The 17,960-nt window shown below is 70.2% G+C and carries 14 protein-coding genes; 6 read left to right on the forward strand and 8 right to left on the reverse strand.

The features are described from left to right. Positions 1-148: 148 nt before the first annotated feature. A complete protein-coding gene (gene secA / locus OGH68_RS13640) occupies positions 149-2,965 on the reverse strand; it encodes a preprotein translocase subunit SecA (protein WP_264243858.1) in 2,817 nt (938 codons plus the stop codon). A gap of 239 nt (positions 2,966-3,204) precedes the next feature. Between secA and OGH68_RS13645 the strand changes: the two genes are divergently transcribed. Continuing rightward, on the forward strand, positions 3,205-3,780 hold the full coding sequence (locus tag OGH68_RS13645) for a GNAT family N-acetyltransferase (protein ID WP_264243859.1): 576 nt from the start codon (positions 3,205-3,207) through the stop codon (positions 3,778-3,780). A gap of 107 nt (positions 3,781-3,887) precedes the next feature. Continuing rightward, positions 3,888-5,048 carry a winged helix-turn-helix domain-containing protein gene (locus OGH68_RS13650; protein ID WP_264243861.1) on the forward strand — a complete coding sequence of 387 codons (1,161 nt, stop codon included), beginning with the start codon at positions 3,888-3,890 and terminating at the stop codon, positions 5,046-5,048. Between the two features lie 71 nt (positions 5,049-5,119). Here OGH68_RS13650 and OGH68_RS13655 read toward each other — a convergent pair whose 3' ends face one another. From OGH68_RS13655 to mtnA, 7 genes are all read right to left on the reverse strand, one after another. After that, positions 5,120-5,884 carry a response regulator gene (locus tag OGH68_RS13655; RefSeq protein WP_264243863.1) on the reverse strand — a complete coding sequence of 255 codons (765 nt, stop codon included), beginning with the start codon at positions 5,882-5,884 and terminating at the stop codon, positions 5,120-5,122. 203 nt (positions 5,885-6,087) lie between these two features. Then, the gene (hpf, locus tag OGH68_RS13660) at positions 6,088-6,780 is read right to left on the reverse strand and encodes a ribosome hibernation-promoting factor, HPF/YfiA family (RefSeq protein WP_264243864.1); all 693 of its coding nucleotides are present in this window, start codon (positions 6,778-6,780) and stop codon (positions 6,088-6,090) included. 334 nt (positions 6,781-7,114) lie between these two features. Beyond that, a complete protein-coding gene (locus tag OGH68_RS13665) occupies positions 7,115-7,843 on the reverse strand; it encodes a ComF family protein (RefSeq protein WP_264243866.1) in 729 nt (242 codons plus the stop codon). Between the two features lie 135 nt (positions 7,844-7,978). Beyond that, a complete protein-coding gene (locus tag OGH68_RS13670; RefSeq protein WP_264243868.1) occupies positions 7,979-9,832 on the reverse strand; it encodes an LpqB family beta-propeller domain-containing protein in 1,854 nt (617 codons plus the stop codon). Next, positions 9,822-11,813, reverse strand: coding sequence for an MtrAB system histidine kinase MtrB (mtrB, locus tag OGH68_RS13675; protein WP_264243870.1), 1,992 nt, complete (start codon positions 11,811-11,813; stop codon positions 9,822-9,824). Before mtrB ends, OGH68_RS13670 begins: the two co-directional genes overlap by 11 nt. Position 11,814: 1 nt before the next feature. Next, positions 11,815-12,504, reverse strand: coding sequence for a two-component system response regulator MtrA (mtrA, locus tag OGH68_RS13680; RefSeq protein WP_319020203.1), 690 nt, complete (start codon positions 12,502-12,504; stop codon positions 11,815-11,817). A 4-nt stretch (positions 12,505-12,508) separates the two neighbouring features. Next, positions 12,509-13,654: an S-methyl-5-thioribose-1-phosphate isomerase gene (gene mtnA / locus OGH68_RS13685; RefSeq protein ID WP_264243872.1), complete on the reverse strand. Its 1,146-nt coding sequence runs from the start codon at positions 13,652-13,654 to the stop codon at positions 12,509-12,511. Between the two features lie 182 nt (positions 13,655-13,836). Here mtnA and OGH68_RS13690 point away from each other — a divergent pair, with 182 nt between their 5' ends. From OGH68_RS13690 to OGH68_RS13705, 4 genes are read left to right on the forward strand one after another with little or no spacing between them, the layout of a single operon-like run. Beyond that, positions 13,837-15,051: a hypothetical protein gene (locus OGH68_RS13690; protein WP_264243874.1), complete on the forward strand. Its 1,215-nt coding sequence runs from the start codon at positions 13,837-13,839 to the stop codon at positions 15,049-15,051. Positions 15,052-15,055: 4 nt separating this feature from the next. Further along, positions 15,056-15,742 (forward strand): DUF4129 domain-containing protein, encoded by a 687-nt coding sequence (locus OGH68_RS13695; RefSeq protein ID WP_264243876.1) that lies wholly within the window; start codon positions 15,056-15,058, stop codon positions 15,740-15,742. Beyond that, positions 15,739-16,974, forward strand: a complete 1,236-nt coding sequence (locus OGH68_RS13700; RefSeq protein WP_264243879.1) for a DUF4350 domain-containing protein — start codon at positions 15,739-15,741, stop codon at positions 16,972-16,974. Before OGH68_RS13695 ends, OGH68_RS13700 begins: the two co-directional genes overlap by 4 nt. Further along, positions 16,971-17,954, forward strand: a complete 984-nt coding sequence (locus tag OGH68_RS13705) for an AAA family ATPase (protein WP_264243882.1) — start codon at positions 16,971-16,973, stop codon at positions 17,952-17,954. Before OGH68_RS13700 ends, OGH68_RS13705 begins: the two co-directional genes overlap by 4 nt. Positions 17,955-17,960 lie beyond the last annotated feature (6 nt).

Consider the following 17,960-nt stretch of genomic DNA (forward strand, 5'->3'; position numbering starts at 1 on the left):
GTCCCCGGGACCGATGGCCCGAGGGCGCCCGGACATGCGGCGGTGGCCCTGCTCCGCGCGGCCCGGGGACGCATGACCCGACGCAGACGCCGCCGGGCCGGACACCCCACGGTGTCCGGCCCGGCGGCCTCGGATACGACGTACCCGGTTACTTCTTGCGGCGACGCCCCGCGGTCTTCTGCGCCTTGCGGCGCTCCGCCCGCGTCATCCCGTCCGACTGCGACCGCGCCTGCCCGTCGCCGTTGTCGAAGTCTCCTTCGACGACGCCGCCCTCGCCGTCCACCGTGGGGGCGGAGAAGTGCAGGCGGTCGGGGCGCTGTGGTGCCTCGAGCCCCTTCGCGCGGATCTCGGGACGGCCCGCGCCCGCGGGCACGGCCTCTTCCTTGGCCAGCGAGGGCTTCTCGGCCGCCTCGACCGGGACCTCCTCGACCTGCTGCTCGACCTGGACCTCCAGGTTGAACAGGTAACCGACGGACTCCTCCTTGATGCCCTCCATCATGGCGGTGAACATGTCGAAGCCCTCGCGCTGGTACTCGACCAGGGGGTCCTTCTGGGCCATCGCGCGCAGGCCGATGCCCTCCTGGAGGTAGTCCATCTCGTAGAGGTGCTCGCGCCACTTGCGGTCGAGGACGGACAGCACCACGCGCCGCTCGAGCTCACGCATGATGTCCGAGCCGAGCTGCTTCTCGCGCTCGTCGTACTGCTCGTGGATGTCGTCCTTGATCGAGTCGGCGATGAACTCGGCGGTGATCCCGGCACGGTCGCCGGCCGCTTCCTCCAGCTCCTCGACCGTGATCTTCACGGGGTAGAGCTGCTTGAACGCGCCCCAGAGACGGTCCAGGTCCCACTCCTCGGCGAAGCCCTCGACGGTCTCCGCCTGAATGTAGGCGTCGATGGTGTCGTCCATGAAGTGGCGCACCTGCTCGTGCAGGTCCTCGCCCTCCAGGACGCGGCGGCGCTCGCCGTAGATGACCTCGCGCTGCCGGTTGAGCACCTCGTCGTACTTGAGGACGTTCTTACGGGTCTCGAAGTTCTGCTGCTCGACCTGGGACTGCGCCGAGGCGATCGCGCGCGTCACCATCTTGTTCTCGATCGGGACGTCGTCGGGCACGTTGGCCATCGACATGACGCGCTCGACCATCTGGGCCTTGAACAGCCGCATCAGGTCGTCGCCGAGCGAGAGGTAGAACCGGGACTCGCCCGGGTCACCCTGACGGCCGCTGCGGCCGCGCAGCTGGTTGTCGATACGGCGGGACTCGTGCCGCTCGGTGCCCAGCACGTAGAGGCCGCCGAGCTCCTTGACCTCGTCGTGCTCGGCCTTCACGGCCGCCTCGGCGCGCTCGAGCGCGGCGGGCAGGGCCGCGGCCCACTCCTCGACGTGCTCGACGGGGTCGAGGCCGCGCTGGCGCAGCTCCGCCTCCGCGAGGTCGTCGGGGTTGCCGCCGAGCTTGATGTCCGTACCGCGGCCGGCCATGTTGGTCGCGACCGTCACGGCACCCTTGCGGCCTGCCTGGGCGACGATCGTCGCCTCACGGTCGTGCTGCTTGGCGTTGAGGACCTCGTGCTGGATACCGCGCTTGTTCAGCTGCTGCGAGAGGTACTCGGACTTCTCGACCGAGGTGGTGCCGACCAGGATCGGCTGGCCCTTCTCGTGCTTCTCGGCGATGTCGTCGACGACGGCGGCGAACTTGGCGACCTCGGTCCGGTAGATCAGGTCGGACTGGTCGAGGCGGACCATGGGCCGGTTCGTCGGGATCGGGACGACGCCGAGCTTGTAGATCTGGTGGAACTCGGCGGCCTCGGTCATGGCCGTACCGGTCATGCCGGAGAGCTTGTCGTAGAGGCGGAAGAAGTTCTGGAGGGTGATGGTGGCGAGCGTCTGGTTCTCGTCCTTGATGTCCACCCCTTCCTTCGCCTCGATCGCCTGGTGCATGCCCTCGTTGTAGCGGCGGCCCGCGAGGATACGGCCGGTGTGCTCGTCGACGATCATGACTTCGCCGTCGATGACGACGTAGTCCTTGTCCTTCTTGAACAGTTCCTTGGCCTTGATGGCGTTGTTCAGATAACCGACGAGCGGGGTGTTCACCGACTCGTAGAGGTTGTCGATGCCCAGCCAGTCCTCGACCTTGGCGACGCCGGCCTCGTGGATCGCGACGGTGCGCTTCTTCTCGTCGACCTCGTAGTCGCCGGTCTCCTCGATGCCCTTGAGCTGGTTTCCGGCCTCGCCCTTCGTCAGGCGGGTGACCAGCTTGGCGAAGTCGCCGTACCACTTGGTGGCCTGGTCGGCCGGACCGGAGATGATCAGCGGCGTACGCGCCTCGTCGACGAGGATCGAGTCGACCTCGTCGACACAGGCGTAGTTGTGGCCGCGCTGGACGAGCTCTTCCTTGGACCACGCCATGTTGTCGCGCAGGTAGTCGAAGCCGAACTCGTTGTTCGTGCCGTACGTGATGTCGCGGTTGTACATCTCACGGCGCTGGGACGGCGACATGTTGGCCAGGATGCAGCCGACCTCGAGGCCCAGGAACTTGTGGACCCGGCCCATCATCTCGGAGTCGCGCTCGGCCAGGTAGTCGTTGACCGTGATGATGTGGACGCCCTTGCCGGACAGGGCGTTGAGATAGGCGGGGAGCGTGCCGACGAGGGTCTTGCCCTCACCGGTCTTCATCTCGGCGACGTAGCCGAGGTGCAGCGCGGCGCCGCCCATCAGCTGAACGTCGTAGTGGCGCTGGCCGAGCACCCGCTTGGCCGCCTCACGGACGGTCGCGAACGCCTCGGGCATCAGGTCGTCCAGGCTCTCACCGTCTCGGTACCGCTGCTTGTACTCGTCGGTGAGCGCCCGCAACTCGGCGTCGGAGAGGTTGACGAAGTCCTCTTCGATGGAGTTGACCTGGTCCGCGATGCGGTGCAGTTTGCGCAGGATCTTGCCTTCGCCTGCACGCATGAGCTTGTTGAAGACGGACACTGAGGTTGGTCTCCTTGCCGGTCGGGCCTGGCACTGGGTCTGTGATGGACACTGGCGCGGGCACGGCAGGTGGGCCCCACCGCATCGGCCATCGTAAGCGAGGACCCCGCCGCGTCGGGAGGTCCATGGCCACTGAGGCCTGCTGTCCGCCACCAGATGAACGCGCGGGAGGCGCGGAAGGTGCCGGGAACGCGGCAAAAGTACTCGCATCGGCCTGCCGCGCTGACCAGAATCCCTGTATGGAGCCGATCACACTCACCACCGGACGCCTGCTGCTGCGGACCTTCACCCCCGAGGACACGGAGGCGGTCCACCAGGCCTGCCAGGATCCGGACATCCAGCGGTGGACCACGGTTCCTTCTCCGTACGGGTGGCAGCACGCGGCCGAGTTCACCGAGCGCATGGTCCCGGACGGCTGGCGCAACGGCACCATGTGCACCTTCGCCGTGCTGCCGCGCGAGGGCGGCCCGCTGATGGCCTCGGTCGCCGTGACCATGCGCACCTTCTCGGGTACGTGGGAGATCGGCTTCTGGACTGGCAAGGAGCACCGGGGCCGGGGCGTGATGGCGGAGAGCATCACCGCCGTGTCCCACTGGGCCTTCGCCAGGCTGGGTGCCACCCGCATGGAATGGCGGGCGGAGGTCGGCAACACCGCCTCCCGGGCCGTCGCGGAGAAAGCCGGTTTCCGTATGGAGGGGGAGCTTCGGGCGGCGCTGCTCAACAAGGACACCCTGCGTGACGCGTGGATCGGCGGGCTGCTCCCGTCCGATCTGGGCCTGCCGTGCGACGTCGCCTATCTCCCCGCCCGCTCCTGACGACGGCGGACCGCACCGGCGGTGTCCCCGCCGCCGGGGAGCCGGACGGGCCGGCCGCAACGGCTGCGTTGGCCGCATTGTCAGTGACCCCCTCTATCGTGCGGGACATGACGACGCCGCCGCCGACTCTCGAACTCTCCGCCGACGAGGCCCGCCGCATCGCGCTGCGCGCCCAGGGATTCCTGGGCGCGCCGGACCGGCGCGCCGGAGTCCGGGGTGTCCTGCGCCACCTCGGCGCCGTGCAGCTGGACACGATCTCGGTGCTGGCGCGTTCGCACGAGCTGATTCCCTACGCGCGGCTCGGCGCCGTCGGCCGCCGCACGGTCGAGGACGCGTACTGGACGGAGGGACACAGCTTCGAGTACTGGTCCCACGCGGCGTGCATACTGCCCGTCGAGGAGTGGCCGCACTTCGCCTTCCGGCGCCGCGCGTACCGCTCCCGCCCCCACTGGTACCACGACCTGCCGGACGGCGCGTACGACGCGGTGATCAAGCAGCTGCGCGCGGAGGGCCCGCTGACCGCGACCGGTCTGGGTGGTGCGAACAACGGCGGCGAGTGGTGGGACTGGTCCGCCTCCAAGGTCGCCGTCGAGCGCGCGCTGATGTACGGCGAGGTGGTGTGCACCGAGCGGCGCAGCTGGAAGCGGGTGTACGACCTCGCGGAACGGGCGATCCCCGACGCCCTCCTCCACGACGACCTGGACGACACCGAGTGCCTGCGCCGTCTCGTCCGGCTGGCAGGTCAGTCGCTCGGCGTCGGCACCCGTGCCGACATCGCCGACTACCACCGCATCAAGGGCGAGCAGTTCGACGCGGTGGTCGCGGACTCGGGACTGGTGCCGGTGTCGGTCGAGGGCTGGGCCAAACCCGCCTGGGCCGATCCGGCGGCGCTCGCCTCCCCGCCGCGCGGTCGCCATCGGACGACCCTCCTCTCACCATTCGACTCGCTCATCTGGGAGCGTGCGCGCACCGAGCGGATCTTCGGCTTCACCCACCGGCTGGAGGCCTACGTGCCCAAGCCCAAGCGTTTGCACGGCTATTTCGCGATGCCGCTGCTCGCGGGCGGCAAGCTGCTGGGCCGCGTCGATCCGGCGCGCGAGGGTACGACGCTGGTGGCCCGCCAGGTGTCGCTGGACACACCGAAGGCCGTGGCCCCGATGGCCCGGGCGCTGCGCGAGGCCGCCGAGTGGGTGGGCTGCGACTACGTTCGCGTCGAACGGGTCGACCGGCCGGAGCTCACCGCGGACCTGGTCAAGGCCCTGGACTGAGCGGTCCGGCCCCCGCTCCCGATGCTCCGGCGCCCGACGCCGGTACGGGGAGCCACGGTCCCGGACGTCGGCTACCGGATCTCGAGGATCTTCTCCCGCATCGCGTAGACCACGGCCTCCATCCTGGAGTGCAGCTGCAACTTCTCCAGGATGTTGCGCACATGGTTCTTGACGGTGTTCTCCGAGATGAACAACTCCTTGGCGATGTCGCGGTTGTTCATTCCCGTGGCCACGAGCTTGAGCACCTCCAGCTCCCGGTCGGTCAGCCGGGGCGCCGGCACGAGCCTGCGCTCGTCGGTGCGCTGGATCATCGACTTGAACTCGGTGAGCAGCTTGGACGCCATGGAAGGGCTGATCTGCGACTGTCCGTCCGCCACCGCGCGGATGGCCGTCGCGACCTCGTCCGTGGAGATCTCCTTGAGGAGGTACCCCGTGGCCCCGGCCTTGATCGCGTCGTAGAGGTCGGCCTCCTCGTCACTGATCGTCAACATGATGATCTTCGCACTGGGGGCCACCTCCTTGATGCTGGTGCACGCCTCGATGCCGCCGCGCTTGGGCATCCGGACGTCCATCAGCACGATGTCCGGCAACAGGTCCGCGGCCTTGTCCACGGCCTCTGCCCCGTCGCCGGCCTCGCCGACGACCTCGATGCCCTCCTCGTGCGCGAGGACGATCTCGAGCCCTCGCCGGAACAGCGCGTGGTCGTCCACGACGAGAACCCGGATCGGCTCCTTTCCGCAGCCTGCGGCCCCGTCGTCGGAGTGCGCTTCCGTCTGCGCGTGCGTCTCACCGGGGTGGCCTGCGCCGCCGTGCACCGGACCGAATCCGTCCGCCATCGTTCCTCCCCCTGAAGGCCGTGGCCCGAAGTCATGTGTGGTCCGCCAACGTCAGTACGGGGCGCACCGGTTGCTTGCGACGTCATGCTTTCATGCCCGGACGACGGAGTGCTGACCCCGCGGTCGCACAAGGTGCCCCTGGGGGCGCGGCAACGCGCTCCAGGGGCACCTGTTTCGTCATCGACAGACCTGGGATTTCGGCGTCAGCCGCCGAGCGCACCTCCGGCGCCGCCTGCCTCCGACCCGGCCAAGGGATCGGTCTCCAGGTGGATGACGCCGTAGTCGTAGGCGTGCCGCCGGTAGACGACACTGGGCTGCTTCGTCTCGGAGTCGACGAAGAGATAGAAGTCGTGGCCGACCAGCTCCATCTCGTAGAGAGCCTGGTCGAGCGTCATCGGTGCCGCGGTGTGCATTTTCTCGCGGACCACCAGTGGCCCTTCGCCCCGCACCTCGATCGATCCGATCTTGGTGGTGGGAATGGATTCTGTCGCCTCTTCGGCGAGGGGTCGGCCGTTGGTGGCGCTCAACTCTGCGACGCCGGGCACGGAATCGGCCACTGCGGCCGCGGACAGACGGCCGTTGCCACGACGGTTGTGGCGCTTGTCGTGCTGCTTGCGAAGCCGTGCCTCCAGCTTGCCGGTTGCGAGGTCCAGCGCTGCGTACGGGTCGGCTGCCGCTGCCTCGGCCCGGATCACCGGGCCTCGCGAGCGGAGAGTGATCTCCACACGGTCGGAACGGTCGGCCTGCCGCGGGTTGTGCTCCTTGGACACCTCGACGTCGAGGCTGATCACCTTGGCATCGAGCTTCTGGATCTTGTCCAGCTTCAGCTTCTCGGCCACGTGCTTGCGGAACCGCTCGGGCACCTCGGTCTTGCGGCCCTTGACGACGATGTCCACGCAGAACTCCGTTCCCGGATTCGCTCCGCCCGCTCATCGGCTGCGGAGCATCTCCCTCTTGCACCAGACTCCGGTGGTCTCCGGAGCCTCGGACTTGGCGACTTTCACCTCCTCCTCCCCAGTCGACAAGATCTCCACCCACCCCAATTCCGGAGAGTCGCCGCCGCACGTTTCCCAGCCGGGAAAACCGGCAGCCCATTCGGTGAGTCGGGCTCTCGCCTTTCCTCACACCCGAACATAGCTCTCTCGGACGGGTGTCGGCACCCGCTACCCGGAGGTACCTCCGATCAGGGGTTTTTGCCTACCTACTACCTGCAACGATGCAAGTTCCCCTTCAGTTCCGGTTTAATTCGAAGGACAGCGGTGGAACTGCGACGACCGCGGCGCTCGGCCGCTCGTGCCACTGCGGACCGGGCTCCGTCACGGCACTCAGTGCCCGCGCCGCCTCCACCAGCGTCGCTCCGGTCGTCATCAGGTCGTCCACGAGCACCGTCCTGCCGCCCGCGAGGAGCCGCGCACCACCGGCACGTACCTCCAGCGCCCCTGCCGCGTTGGCGAGCCTCTGGCGGGCCGTGAGCCCCGCCTGGTCGGCCATGCGGCGCCGCTGCCGCAGCACCGGCAGGACCTTCGCGGCCGTGCCCGTACGCCTCAGCTCCCCCGCCGCCGCGAGCGCGATCCGCCGCGTGGCGTCCTGACCCCGCGCCCTGACGGCACTCGGCGCCGACGGCACCGGCACCAGGCACAGCGGGCCGCCCGGCGGACCGGCCGAGAACGCCGCCGCCGCACGCACCGCTCCGGCCAGCGCCACGCCAAGCGGCCGCGCCAGCCCCAGCGCGCCCCGTTCCTTGTGCGCCAGGATCACGGCGCGGACCGAGTCCGTGTAGGCCGCGGCGGCATGCACCACGGGAAGTCCCGCCGGCTCGGGCACCGGCCTCGCCCTGCGCGCCGTGCGCCCGTGCAGCACGTGGGCGCATGCCGCGCACAGCTGTGTACGGGGCGCACCGCAGCCGCCGCAGACGGCCGGGAGCACCAAGCCGGAGATCTCGCGCCACCACGCCTTCATGGAGCCACTGTGGTCCAGGCGGCGAGCCGCCCGCCACCCCTGTGGACAACCGCGGCCGGGGGCACCGGACGGGCGAGATCCCACCCGTCGAGTGCCCCTGTCCGGGCGGGCCCTGCCCCGGGTCGGAGCCGGGTCCTACCCCGGGTAGACCGGTGAGGTCCCCTCCTTGACCAGCGTCTGCCAGTTGGCGCCGGCGGGCAGCCGTACGATGCCGTCCTCCTGCGAGTACGCCACCAGCGGCTGGCTCTCGTCGTCGGAGGCGGCGACCGCCTTCACCTGATTGAGGCCCGGCAGGATCCCCTTCGGAACGGTCGAGCCGTCCGTCTGGATGTAGCGCACCTGCTGCACGCCACCGGCTTCCTTGCCGACGACCACGAGCCGGCTCGGACCCGCCCACGAAACAGCAGTCACGGTCTCCATCTGCGGCGCGGCGGGCCTCAGTTCCGTGACGGTCACCACGGGGTCGTCATCGCCTCCGTGCCGTTCCACCCGCCCGATCTTCAGCGTCGTGCTGCCGTCCTTCGTCAGCAGCAGCGCGATCCGTACGCCGTCCGCCGACACCCGCACCGCCTCGATGCGCGCCCCGCCCAGGCCCGGAACGATCTTGACCGGTTCCGCAGTGTCCGCGCCGCGCGCGAGGCGCTTGAGCTCCGGCCGGGCCGGATCGCGGTCGGCCACCCAGAGATCGCCACGGCCGTCCCAGCTGGGCGCGGACAGGCGGTTGTCGACCTCCTTGCCGGAACTGATGACAACGGGCGCGTCCAGTTCGCTGTTGGAGACGATCGACGCCACGAACAGTCTGCTGCGGTCCTCGGAAACAGCCGCGGCCCTGTGTTCGTCCCTGGCCACACCGACGGCACCCAGCCGGACACGGCCGTCGCCGAACGGTCCCACCACGTTCTGCGGCTCGTCCGCCTCCGCGGTGCCGGCCGCGATCAACGCCAGCCGGTGCTCGCTGTCGACGAAGTACTGGTGGTCGGGCCGGCCGGAGGTGTGGTCCGGCGCGTAGCCCTCGGCCTGCCCGGCGCTCATCACACACAGCTGCGAGCCGTTCGCGCGCAGCAGCTCCACGTGCTCGAGCCGGGCCGACGACAGGTCCTTGATCGTGAACAGGATCTGCGCGGCCATCTTCAGGCACTGCGTCCGCCCCACATGGGAGGCCTTCTCGTCGAGGGGGACCTGCAGCCCGTTGCGGTCGTCGAAGGCCAGTGACGTGGTGCCGTCCTTGAGCTTCATCCCGGTGCCGCTCGGGAACCGGGACTCGACGACCGGCTTCAGCCAGTTCGTCGGCCCCTCCAGCAGCGCCTTGACCGCCTGCGTCACCGGGTCCATACGGGTCACCGGATCCTGTCGCTGCCGTATGAAGACGGGGTCGGCGACCATGACGTCCCGCCCGGAGGCGAAGTAGTACTTGTTGACCGAACGGTAGTTGCGCTCGAAGTCGGACGCGCCCAGCAGCAGCCCCGCGGGCAGGCTGTCGATACGCCACTGCTTGCCGTCGGGACCGGCCTTCTGCGACAGATGGATCGTCCTGCGGTACTCGCTCGGCGTCACCGGCTGATAGGCGTGCTGCGCGTCGACCGTGGCGATGTGCCGGCCAAGCAGCGGATAGCTCATCCCCGGGTTGTCGCGCCGCCCGGGCACCGGCACACCCGGATCAGGAGCCGCCGCCAGTACCGTCGTGCTCTCCTCCGGCCGCCACTTCTTCGACGCCTCCGGCGTCAGATACGAGCGGGCCGTGTCGAAATTGGTGTCGTCACTGGTCATCGCCTCCAGGAAGCCCGTGACGATCTCGTCGGGGGACGCGTCCTTCCTCGGGGGCACCGCGTACACCCGCACCTGCGAATCGGCCCGCTGCGACGCCTTCACGGCACGGACATCACCGGAGTCCGGCATCGAGGCGCACCCGGCCAGCAGTACACCGCTCAGACCGAGCAGCGCCGACGGGCGCCGCAGGCCCGGCCCGTTACGACGGCGGTCAGCGCCCACGAGTCGTGTCCTCCCACTCCGCTGAACTCCTTGCGGCGGGGGAATCGCCCCGCTCTCCTGACGGTCGTGCCACCACCCGCGACCCGTTGCCCGGCAGCGCCGTCGGGTCGACCTCGGGGGGTGCCGTGCGCGGCGGCAGCGGCGACCGGTCCGACACGGTCTGGACGGGTACGGACGTCAGCCGGTGCCCGTTCGCCTCGGGCTCTCCCGAGGCACCGGCACGTTCCCGGTTCTGTCGCGAGTCCTCCGGCTCCAGCGGTATCGGGGAGCCGCGCAGCGGCTCATCCGCGGTGCGCGGCAGGGTCAGACGGAACTGCGAACCACCGCCCGGCTCGCCCCACGCCTGCAGCCAGCCGCCGTGGAGCCGAGCGTCCTCGACCGCGATGGACAGGCCGAGGCCGGTGCCTCCCGTGGTCCTCGCCCGCGCCGGGTCGGCCCGCCAGAACCGGTTGAAGACGCGGGTCGCCTCGCCCGGCTTCAGTCCCACCCCGTAGTCCCGCACCGCGACGGCCACCGCGCCGCCGGCCGCTGCCATGCGGACCACGACATCCTTGCCGTCGCCGTGCTCGACGGCGTTGACCACCAGATTGCGCAGCACCCGCTCGACGCGGCGCGCGTCGGCCTCGGCGACGACCGGCTGCCCGTCACCGACGACCCGTATCCGGCTGCCCTTGCGCTCCGCCAGCGGCTCGGCGCCGCCGATGACGCGGCGTACGACCTCACGCAGGTCTATCGGCTCGGCCTCGAGGGCAGCCGCTCCCGCGTCGAAGCGGCTGATCTCCAGCAGGTCGGACAGCAGGGACTCGAAGCGGTCGAGCTGGTCACCGAGCAGCTCCGCGGAGCGCGCCGTCACCGGATCGAAGTCGCTGCGCGCCTCATGGATCACGTCGGCGGCCATCCGCACGGTCGTCAGCGGCGTACGCAGCTCGTGCGACACGTCGGAGACGAAACGGCGCTGCATCCTGGAGAGCTCCTCCAGCTGCTGGATCTTCAGCTGGAGGTTCTGCGCCATCTTGTTGAACGCTTCACCGAGCCGGGCGATGTCGTCCTCGCCGGTGACCTTCATCCGCTCCTGGAGCCGGCCCGCCGCGAGCCGCTCCGCGATACCGGCCGCCATTCGGACCGGGGTGACGATCTGCCGCACCACCAGCCAGGCGATCGCCCCCAGCAGCACGACGACGAAGAGCCCGGCGGTCGCCAGGGTGCCTCTGACCAGGTTGAGCGACTGCTCCTCCTGCGCCAGCGGAAAGACGTAGTACAGCTCGTACGGATTGCCCTCGATGTCGTTCAGCTGCGTGCCGACGACGAGCCCGGGCTCCGGTTCGAGCCCGTTGTCCGTGTACCGGATGCTTAGGTACGTCTCGAACGTCCCCGTTTCCTGCCTGACGGACTCTCTCAGGTCCAGGGGGATGCTCGCCGGGTCCACCGCCCCGGACGTACGCGGCGCGCGGCTGGTGCCGGCGCCCTGCTCGGCGCTGAGGGCGACCACGTTGAAAGCGCCCTGGCCTCCACTGGACAGCTGCACCACGAGATCGGAACGCCACGTGCGTGCGTTTCCGCCGTCGGCGTTGCCGTCCCCGCCGGGACCGATCGGAGCGTTCGCCTTCTCCCGGGCGACGGCGAAACCACCGGCCGCCTGGCTCTGCGACGCCCTGCTCTTGGCGTCGAGCAGGCCGTTGCGGACCTGGCCGATGACGACGAATCCCAGCAGCACCACCACGCCGAGTGACATCAGCAGGGTGCTCACGACCACCCGGAGCTGGATGTTCCGCCGCCACAGCCGCACCGCGGGCAGCAGCGGACGCCTCACCCAGCGCATGACGAGCCGCGGCACCGGCCCATTGGGGGCGCCTTCCTGGAGCAGCCGTCCGCCGTGCAGCAGACGGCCGCCGAGTCGCCTCGGCCCACGACCCGGTCCGGCAGCCCGCCCCTTGCGGGGCGCCTGCTCGCCGTGCCCCGGAGCAACGCTGCCGCCGGGCATGTCAGCTCGGCCCTGCCTTGTAACCGACACCACGGACGGTCACCACGATCTCCGGGCGCTCCGGGTCCTTCTCGACCTTCGAGCGCAGCCGCTGCACATGCACATTGACCAGGCGGGTGTCGGCGGCGTGGCGATAACCCCACACCTGCTCCAGCAGCACCTCGCGGGTGAACACCTGCCAGGGCTTGCGTGCGAGCGCGACCAGCAGGTCGAACTCCAGCGGAGTCAGCGCTATGGACTGCCCGTCCCGCTTGACGGAGTGGCCGGCCACGTCGATGACCAGGTCGCCGATCGTCAGCTGCTCCGGCGCCGGCTCCTCCGACCGCCGCAGCCTCGCCCGGATCCGGGCGACCAGCTCCTTCGGCTTGAACGGCTTGACGATGTAGTCGTCGGCCCCGGACTCGAGGCCCACCACGACGTCGACCGTGTCGCTCTTGGCGGTCAGCATCACGATCGGAACACCCGACTCGGCACGGATGAGCCGGCACACCTCGATGCCGTCCCGTCCGGGCAGCATGAGGTCCAGCAGCACCAGGTCCGGTTTGGCCTCCCGGAAAGCGGCAAGCGCCTTGTCACCGTCCGCTACGAACGACGGCTCGAAACCTTCACCACGCAGCACAATGCCGAGCATCTCGGCCAGTGCGGTGTCGTCGTCGACGACAAGGACTCGTCCCTTCATAAACGCAATCATCCCATTAGCTAATCGTTACCTGGCGTGACCTGGCACACAGCTCCGCGATCCCGACGCCGGTGACAGGCGACAACGCCCCTTCCTCGGTGACGATCGCGGTCACCAGTTCCGGCGGTGTGACATCGAACGCGGGGTTGTACGCCTGGGTTCCCAGGGGGGCCACGGACTGCCCGCCGCTTCCGGCACCGGCCACTGCGGACTGCGGGGATGTTACCTCCGTCACCTCGCGCCCCGGACGCTGCTCCACCTCGATCGCCGCGCCGTCCGCCGTAGCCAGGTCCACCGTCGTCGTCGGCGCGACCACGACGAACGGCACATGGTGGTACCTGGCCAGGACCGCCAGCGGATAACTGCCGATCTTGTTGGCCACCGAGCCGTCCGCGGCGATCCGGTCCGCGCCGATCAGTACCGCGTCCACCTCTCCGGCCGCGAAGAGCGACCCCGCCGCGTTGTCGGTCAGCAGCGTGTACGGCAGGCCGTTGCGCGCCGCCTCGTAGGCGGTCAGCCGCGAGCCCTGCAGCAGCGGCCTCGTCTCGTCCACCCACAGCCGTTGCAGCCGGCCCGCTCGGTGCGCGGAGAGCGCCACGGCGAACGCCGTGCCCTCGCCGCCCGACACCAGTGCCCCGGTGTTGCAGTGCGTCAGAATCCGGTGACCACCGCCGGGCAGCAGCTCGTCCAGCAGCGCCAGTCCGTGCGCGGCCATCCGGGCACTGGCCTCGGCGTCAAGACGGTGCAGCTCCCGGGCCGCGGTGAGCGCCGCCCTGGCCGCCCGCTCGGCGTCCGCGCCCTGGTCGACGGCAGCCCGGTGCGCGGACGCGGCCAGCCGCACTCCGTACCCGAGGTTCACCGCGGTGGGCCGCGCGCCGGCCAGCAGCTCGGCGGCCTCCTCCACGTCGAAGCCCCGCAGTGCGGCGAGGGCCACGCCGTAGGCACCGGCGATACCGAGAACAGGCGCCCCGCGCACCGCGAGCGTCTGGATCGCCCGCACCAGGGCGGGAACGTCGGTACAGACCAGCTCGACCTCCTCCAGGGGCAGCCGGGTCTGGTCGAGAAGCACCAGTACGGGCCCTTCGGGCGGCTCGTCCCAACGCAGCACCGGAAGCTTTGAGGGCCCGGTAGCCACCGGGTTTTGTACCTGCTGATCAGCCATCCGCCCAGTCTGCCCGGTGACGCTCCGACAATGAAGGTACGAAGGTGACCCGGGCGCCGGTCCGCGGAGCGCCCACGCGTGGCACGATGGCAGCCAACCAGCTGTCCCCAGCGGCGGCGCGGCACCGTGAACGTGCCGGCTCGACGAGCCGGCCCCGACACCAATCCATGAGGTGGACGACCGTGAACGACACTCCGGGCTGGGCATCGCCCGGATCGGCTCCCTCCGAAGGCCAGAACGCCGGCGTGCCGCACCCCGCCCCGCCCGCCGACGGAAACGGCCCCGCCTCGAAATGGTCCAAGGAGCAGCCCGCTCCGGGACAGTGGTCGGCGCCCACCGGGGCCGGCAGGCCCCCCGGGCCGCCGCAGCCGGGATGGGGCGGCGGCCGGCACGACGGCGGCTGGGGCCGGCCCCCGGCCGCCAAGCCCGGGGTCATCCCGCTGCGCCCCCTGGGCGTCGGTGAGATCCTCGACGGCGCCGTGTCGACGCTGCGCGCGCACTGGCGCACCGTCCTCGGCGTGACGATCACGGTCTCGGTCGTCTCCCAGATCTGCAGCATTCTCGTGGAGCGTTACCTGCTTCCCGAGGCGCCGGCCGTCGATCCCGACGCGACGCCCGAGGAAGCTCTGGAGCAGTCGGTCGACTCCCTCCAGGCAAGCCTGCTGGCCATGGGTCCTGCCCTGCTGATCATGCTGATCGGCACCCTGCTGACGACCGCCCTGCTCACCGTGGTGATCAGCCGCTCCGTCCTGGGCCGACCGGTGACCCTCGCCGAGGCGTGGCGCGAGGCCCGGCCGCGGCTGCCGCATCTGCTGGGTCTCACCCTGCTCCTGCCGCTGGGCAGCGCCACGATCATGACGGTGGGCGTGCTGCCCGGTGCGCTGATCGGTGGCGCGGGGGTCCTGCTCTCCGTACTCGGCGGGCTTGCCGCGATCACCGTCATCATCTGGCTCGTGGTCCGCTTCTCCCTGGCGTCCCCGGCACTGGTGCTGGAACGGCAGGGTGTCATCGCCTCCCTGCGCCGCTCCGCAAAGCTCGTCCAGGGCACCTGGTGGCGCATCTTCGGCATCACGCTGCTGACCCTGCTGCTCGCCTTCCTCGTGAACATGGTCATCGCCATCCCGTTCACGATCATCGCCTTCGCGGTGGACGGGGTCGGGGTGAGCGACCTGTTCACCGGGGGCGCTCCGGACTTCGGCTGGGCCTTCCTGATCATCACGGGCATCGGCTCCGTGATCGCCTCGTCGATCACCTACCCGATCACCGCCGGCGTGACGGTCCTCCTCTACGTGGACCAGCGCATCCGCCGGGAAGCTCTCGACCTCGAACTCGCCCGCGCAGCCGGTCTCCCCGGCTACGGGTCGGCGCCGCCCGGCACCGACACCACCGGGGGCTGATGCGGTGTTGGGCACGGGGGGCACAACGGCAGCACCGCTGATCCTGGCGGGCGACGACGTACCGGTGGACGTTCCGCGCGTCCCCGCCCGCGAGGCGGCGGAGCGGGAGCTGTCCGGGCCGATGTACCACGAGAACGACCCGAATCTTCTCCAGCGCGCCCTCAACCGCTTCTGGGAGTGGGTCAACGACCTCTTCGACTCCGCATCGGGCGGGACGCCGGGAGGCACGCTCGGCCTGCTTGTCATCGTCCTCGTCGTCATCGCCCTGGTGGCCGCGCTCTGGTGGCGGCTCGGTAAGCCCCAGCGGACCGCGGACAGTTCCGACTCGCTCTTCGACGACCGTCCGCGCAGCGCCTCCGCGCACCGCGCAGCGGCAGAGAAGCACGCCGCCGCGGACCGCTGGAACCAGGCGGTGCAGGAACGGATGCGCGCCGTCGTCCGATCCCTGGAGGAACGTGCCCTCCTCGACCCACGGCCGGGTCGCACCGCCGACGAGGCCGCCGCCGAGGCGGGCCGCCAGCTCCCCGAGCACGCCGACGAACTACGGGCGGCGGCCCGGGCGTTCGACGACGTCACATACGGCGGTCGCACCGCGGACCGGAGTGCGTACGAACGGCTGCGGAAGCTGGACCTCGCACTGGAGCGCACCAAACCTCTGACCGCCGGTGCTGCCCAGGGAGCGGCCGAATGACCGGGCTCACCGACAGCCCCACCTCCATGTCGCCCTCGACACGCCAGGTGTGGATCCGGGTCCGCGGCCTGCTCCTCGCACTCGCGCTCCTCATCGTGGCCGGCATCGCCCTGGCGGCTCTGCGCTCCGGCGACCATCACGGCCTGCTCGACCCTCGCTCCCCGGACCCGTACGGCAGTCGTGCCGTCGCCGAGCTGCTCGAGGACCGCGGTGTCTCGACCCGAGTCGTCACCAGGCTCGACGACGCCACCGGTGCGGCCGGCCCGGACACCACCGTCCTCGTCACCGAACCCGACATGCTGACGGATGCCCAACAGCAGGCTCTTTGGTCCGCGACATCCGCCTCCGGCGGACGTACGGTACTGATCGCGCCCGGTCCTGCCTCCGTCGGAACGCTGGCGCCCGGCGTCGGCCTCGAGCTCCCGACCGACGTCTCCGTCCGCAGCCCCCAGTGCCGGCTGCCTGCCGCCCGCAGCGCCGGCACCGCCGAAGTCGGCGGTGAGCGGTACACGACCGACGCCCCTGGTACCGACGGCTGCTACCCGAGCGAGGGAGTGCCCTCCCTGGTCAGGATCGACGCCCAGGATGCCGGCGACACCGTCCTCATGGGGTCCCCCGACATCCTCTTCAACGATCGTCTCGACGAACACGGCAATGCCTCCCTCGCCCTGAACCTCCTCGGGTCCCGGCCCGAGCTGGTCTGGTACATCCCTTCGCTCGACGATCCCTCCGCGGCGGAACCCGCCGACGGAGAAAGCGACGACGACAACAACAGGCGCGATGCCGAGAGCGAGGGCGAGGACACGTTCCTCGACCTGATCCCCGGGGGCTGGCTGTGGGGCACGCTGCAACTCGCCGTGGCCGCCGTCCTCGCCGCCGTCTGGCGTGCGCGCCGGCTCGGCCCTCTGGTCACCGAACGGCTGCCGGTCGCCATCCGCGCCTCGGAAGCCACCGAAGGACGCGCCCGCCTCTATCGCAGGGTGAACGCCCGCGACCGTGCCGCCGCCTCGCTCCGTGCCGCCACCAGAACCCGCCTCGCCCCGCTCCTCGGTGTCTCCGCGGCCGACACCCACTCCCCCGAAGCTCTGCTCCCCGCAGTCTCGGCACACCTCCCCGACGGGGAGCACGACGCCCGCGAGCTGCTCTTCGGCGCGCCCCCGGCCGACGACGCAGCCCTTGTCCGACTCGCAGACCAACTCGACGCCCTCGAAAGAGAGGTACGCACCTCATGAGCGCCCCGACCCCCGAGACAGCCGAGAACTCGGACCGCGCACGCTCCTCCCTGGAGGCACTGCGCACCGAGATCGCCAAGGCCGTGGTCGGCCAGGACCCCGCTGTCACCGGTCTCGTCGTGGCCCTGCTCTGCCGCGGCCATGTGCTGCTCGAGGGAGTACCCGGCGTCGCCAAGACCCTGCTGGTACGGGCTCTGGCCGCGTCTCTCGAGCTCGACACGAAGCGCGTCCAGTTCACGCCCGACCTGATGCCCAGCGATGTCACCGGCTCCCTGGTCTACGACACGCACACCTCCGAGTTCTCCTTCCAGCCCGGGCCGGTGTTCACCAACCTCCTGCTCGCGGACGAGATCAACCGCACCCCGCCCAAGACCCAGTCGTCGCTCCTGGAAGCGATGGAGGAGCGCCAGGTCACGGTCGACGGCACACCGCGCCCCCTGCCCGATCCCTTCCTCGTGGCAGCGACGCAGAACCCCGTCGAGTACGAAGGCACATACCCCCTTCCTGAAGCGCAGTTGGACCGGTTTCTTCTCAAGCTGACCGTGCCTCTTCCCTCCCGCGAAGACGAGATCAATGTCCTGACCCGGCACGCCGACGGTTTCGATCCGCGTGACCTGGATGCGGCGGGGGTGCGTCCCGTCGCCGGCCCTGGCGACCTGGAAGCGGCGCGTGCCGCCGTCGCCAAGACCTCTGTCTCTGCCGAGATCGCCGCCTATGTCGTCGATATCTGCCGTGCCACCCGTGAATCCCCCTCGCTCACGCTGGGCGCCTCGCCTCGAGGTGCCACAGCCCTGCTGTCCACCGCCCGTGCCTGGGCCTGGCTCTCCGGACGCGACTACGTCATCCCGGACGACGTAAAAGCCCTGGCCCTGCCCACCCTCCGGCACCGGCTCCAGCTCCGGCCCGAGGCGGAGATGGAAGGAGTCACCGCCGACTCCGTCATCACCGCGATCCTCGCCAACGTCCCCGTCCCCCGCTGAGGCGAC

The organism is Streptomyces peucetius, assembly GCF_025854275.1.
GTDB lineage: Bacteria > Actinomycetota > Actinomycetes > Streptomycetales > Streptomycetaceae > Streptomyces > Streptomyces peucetius_A.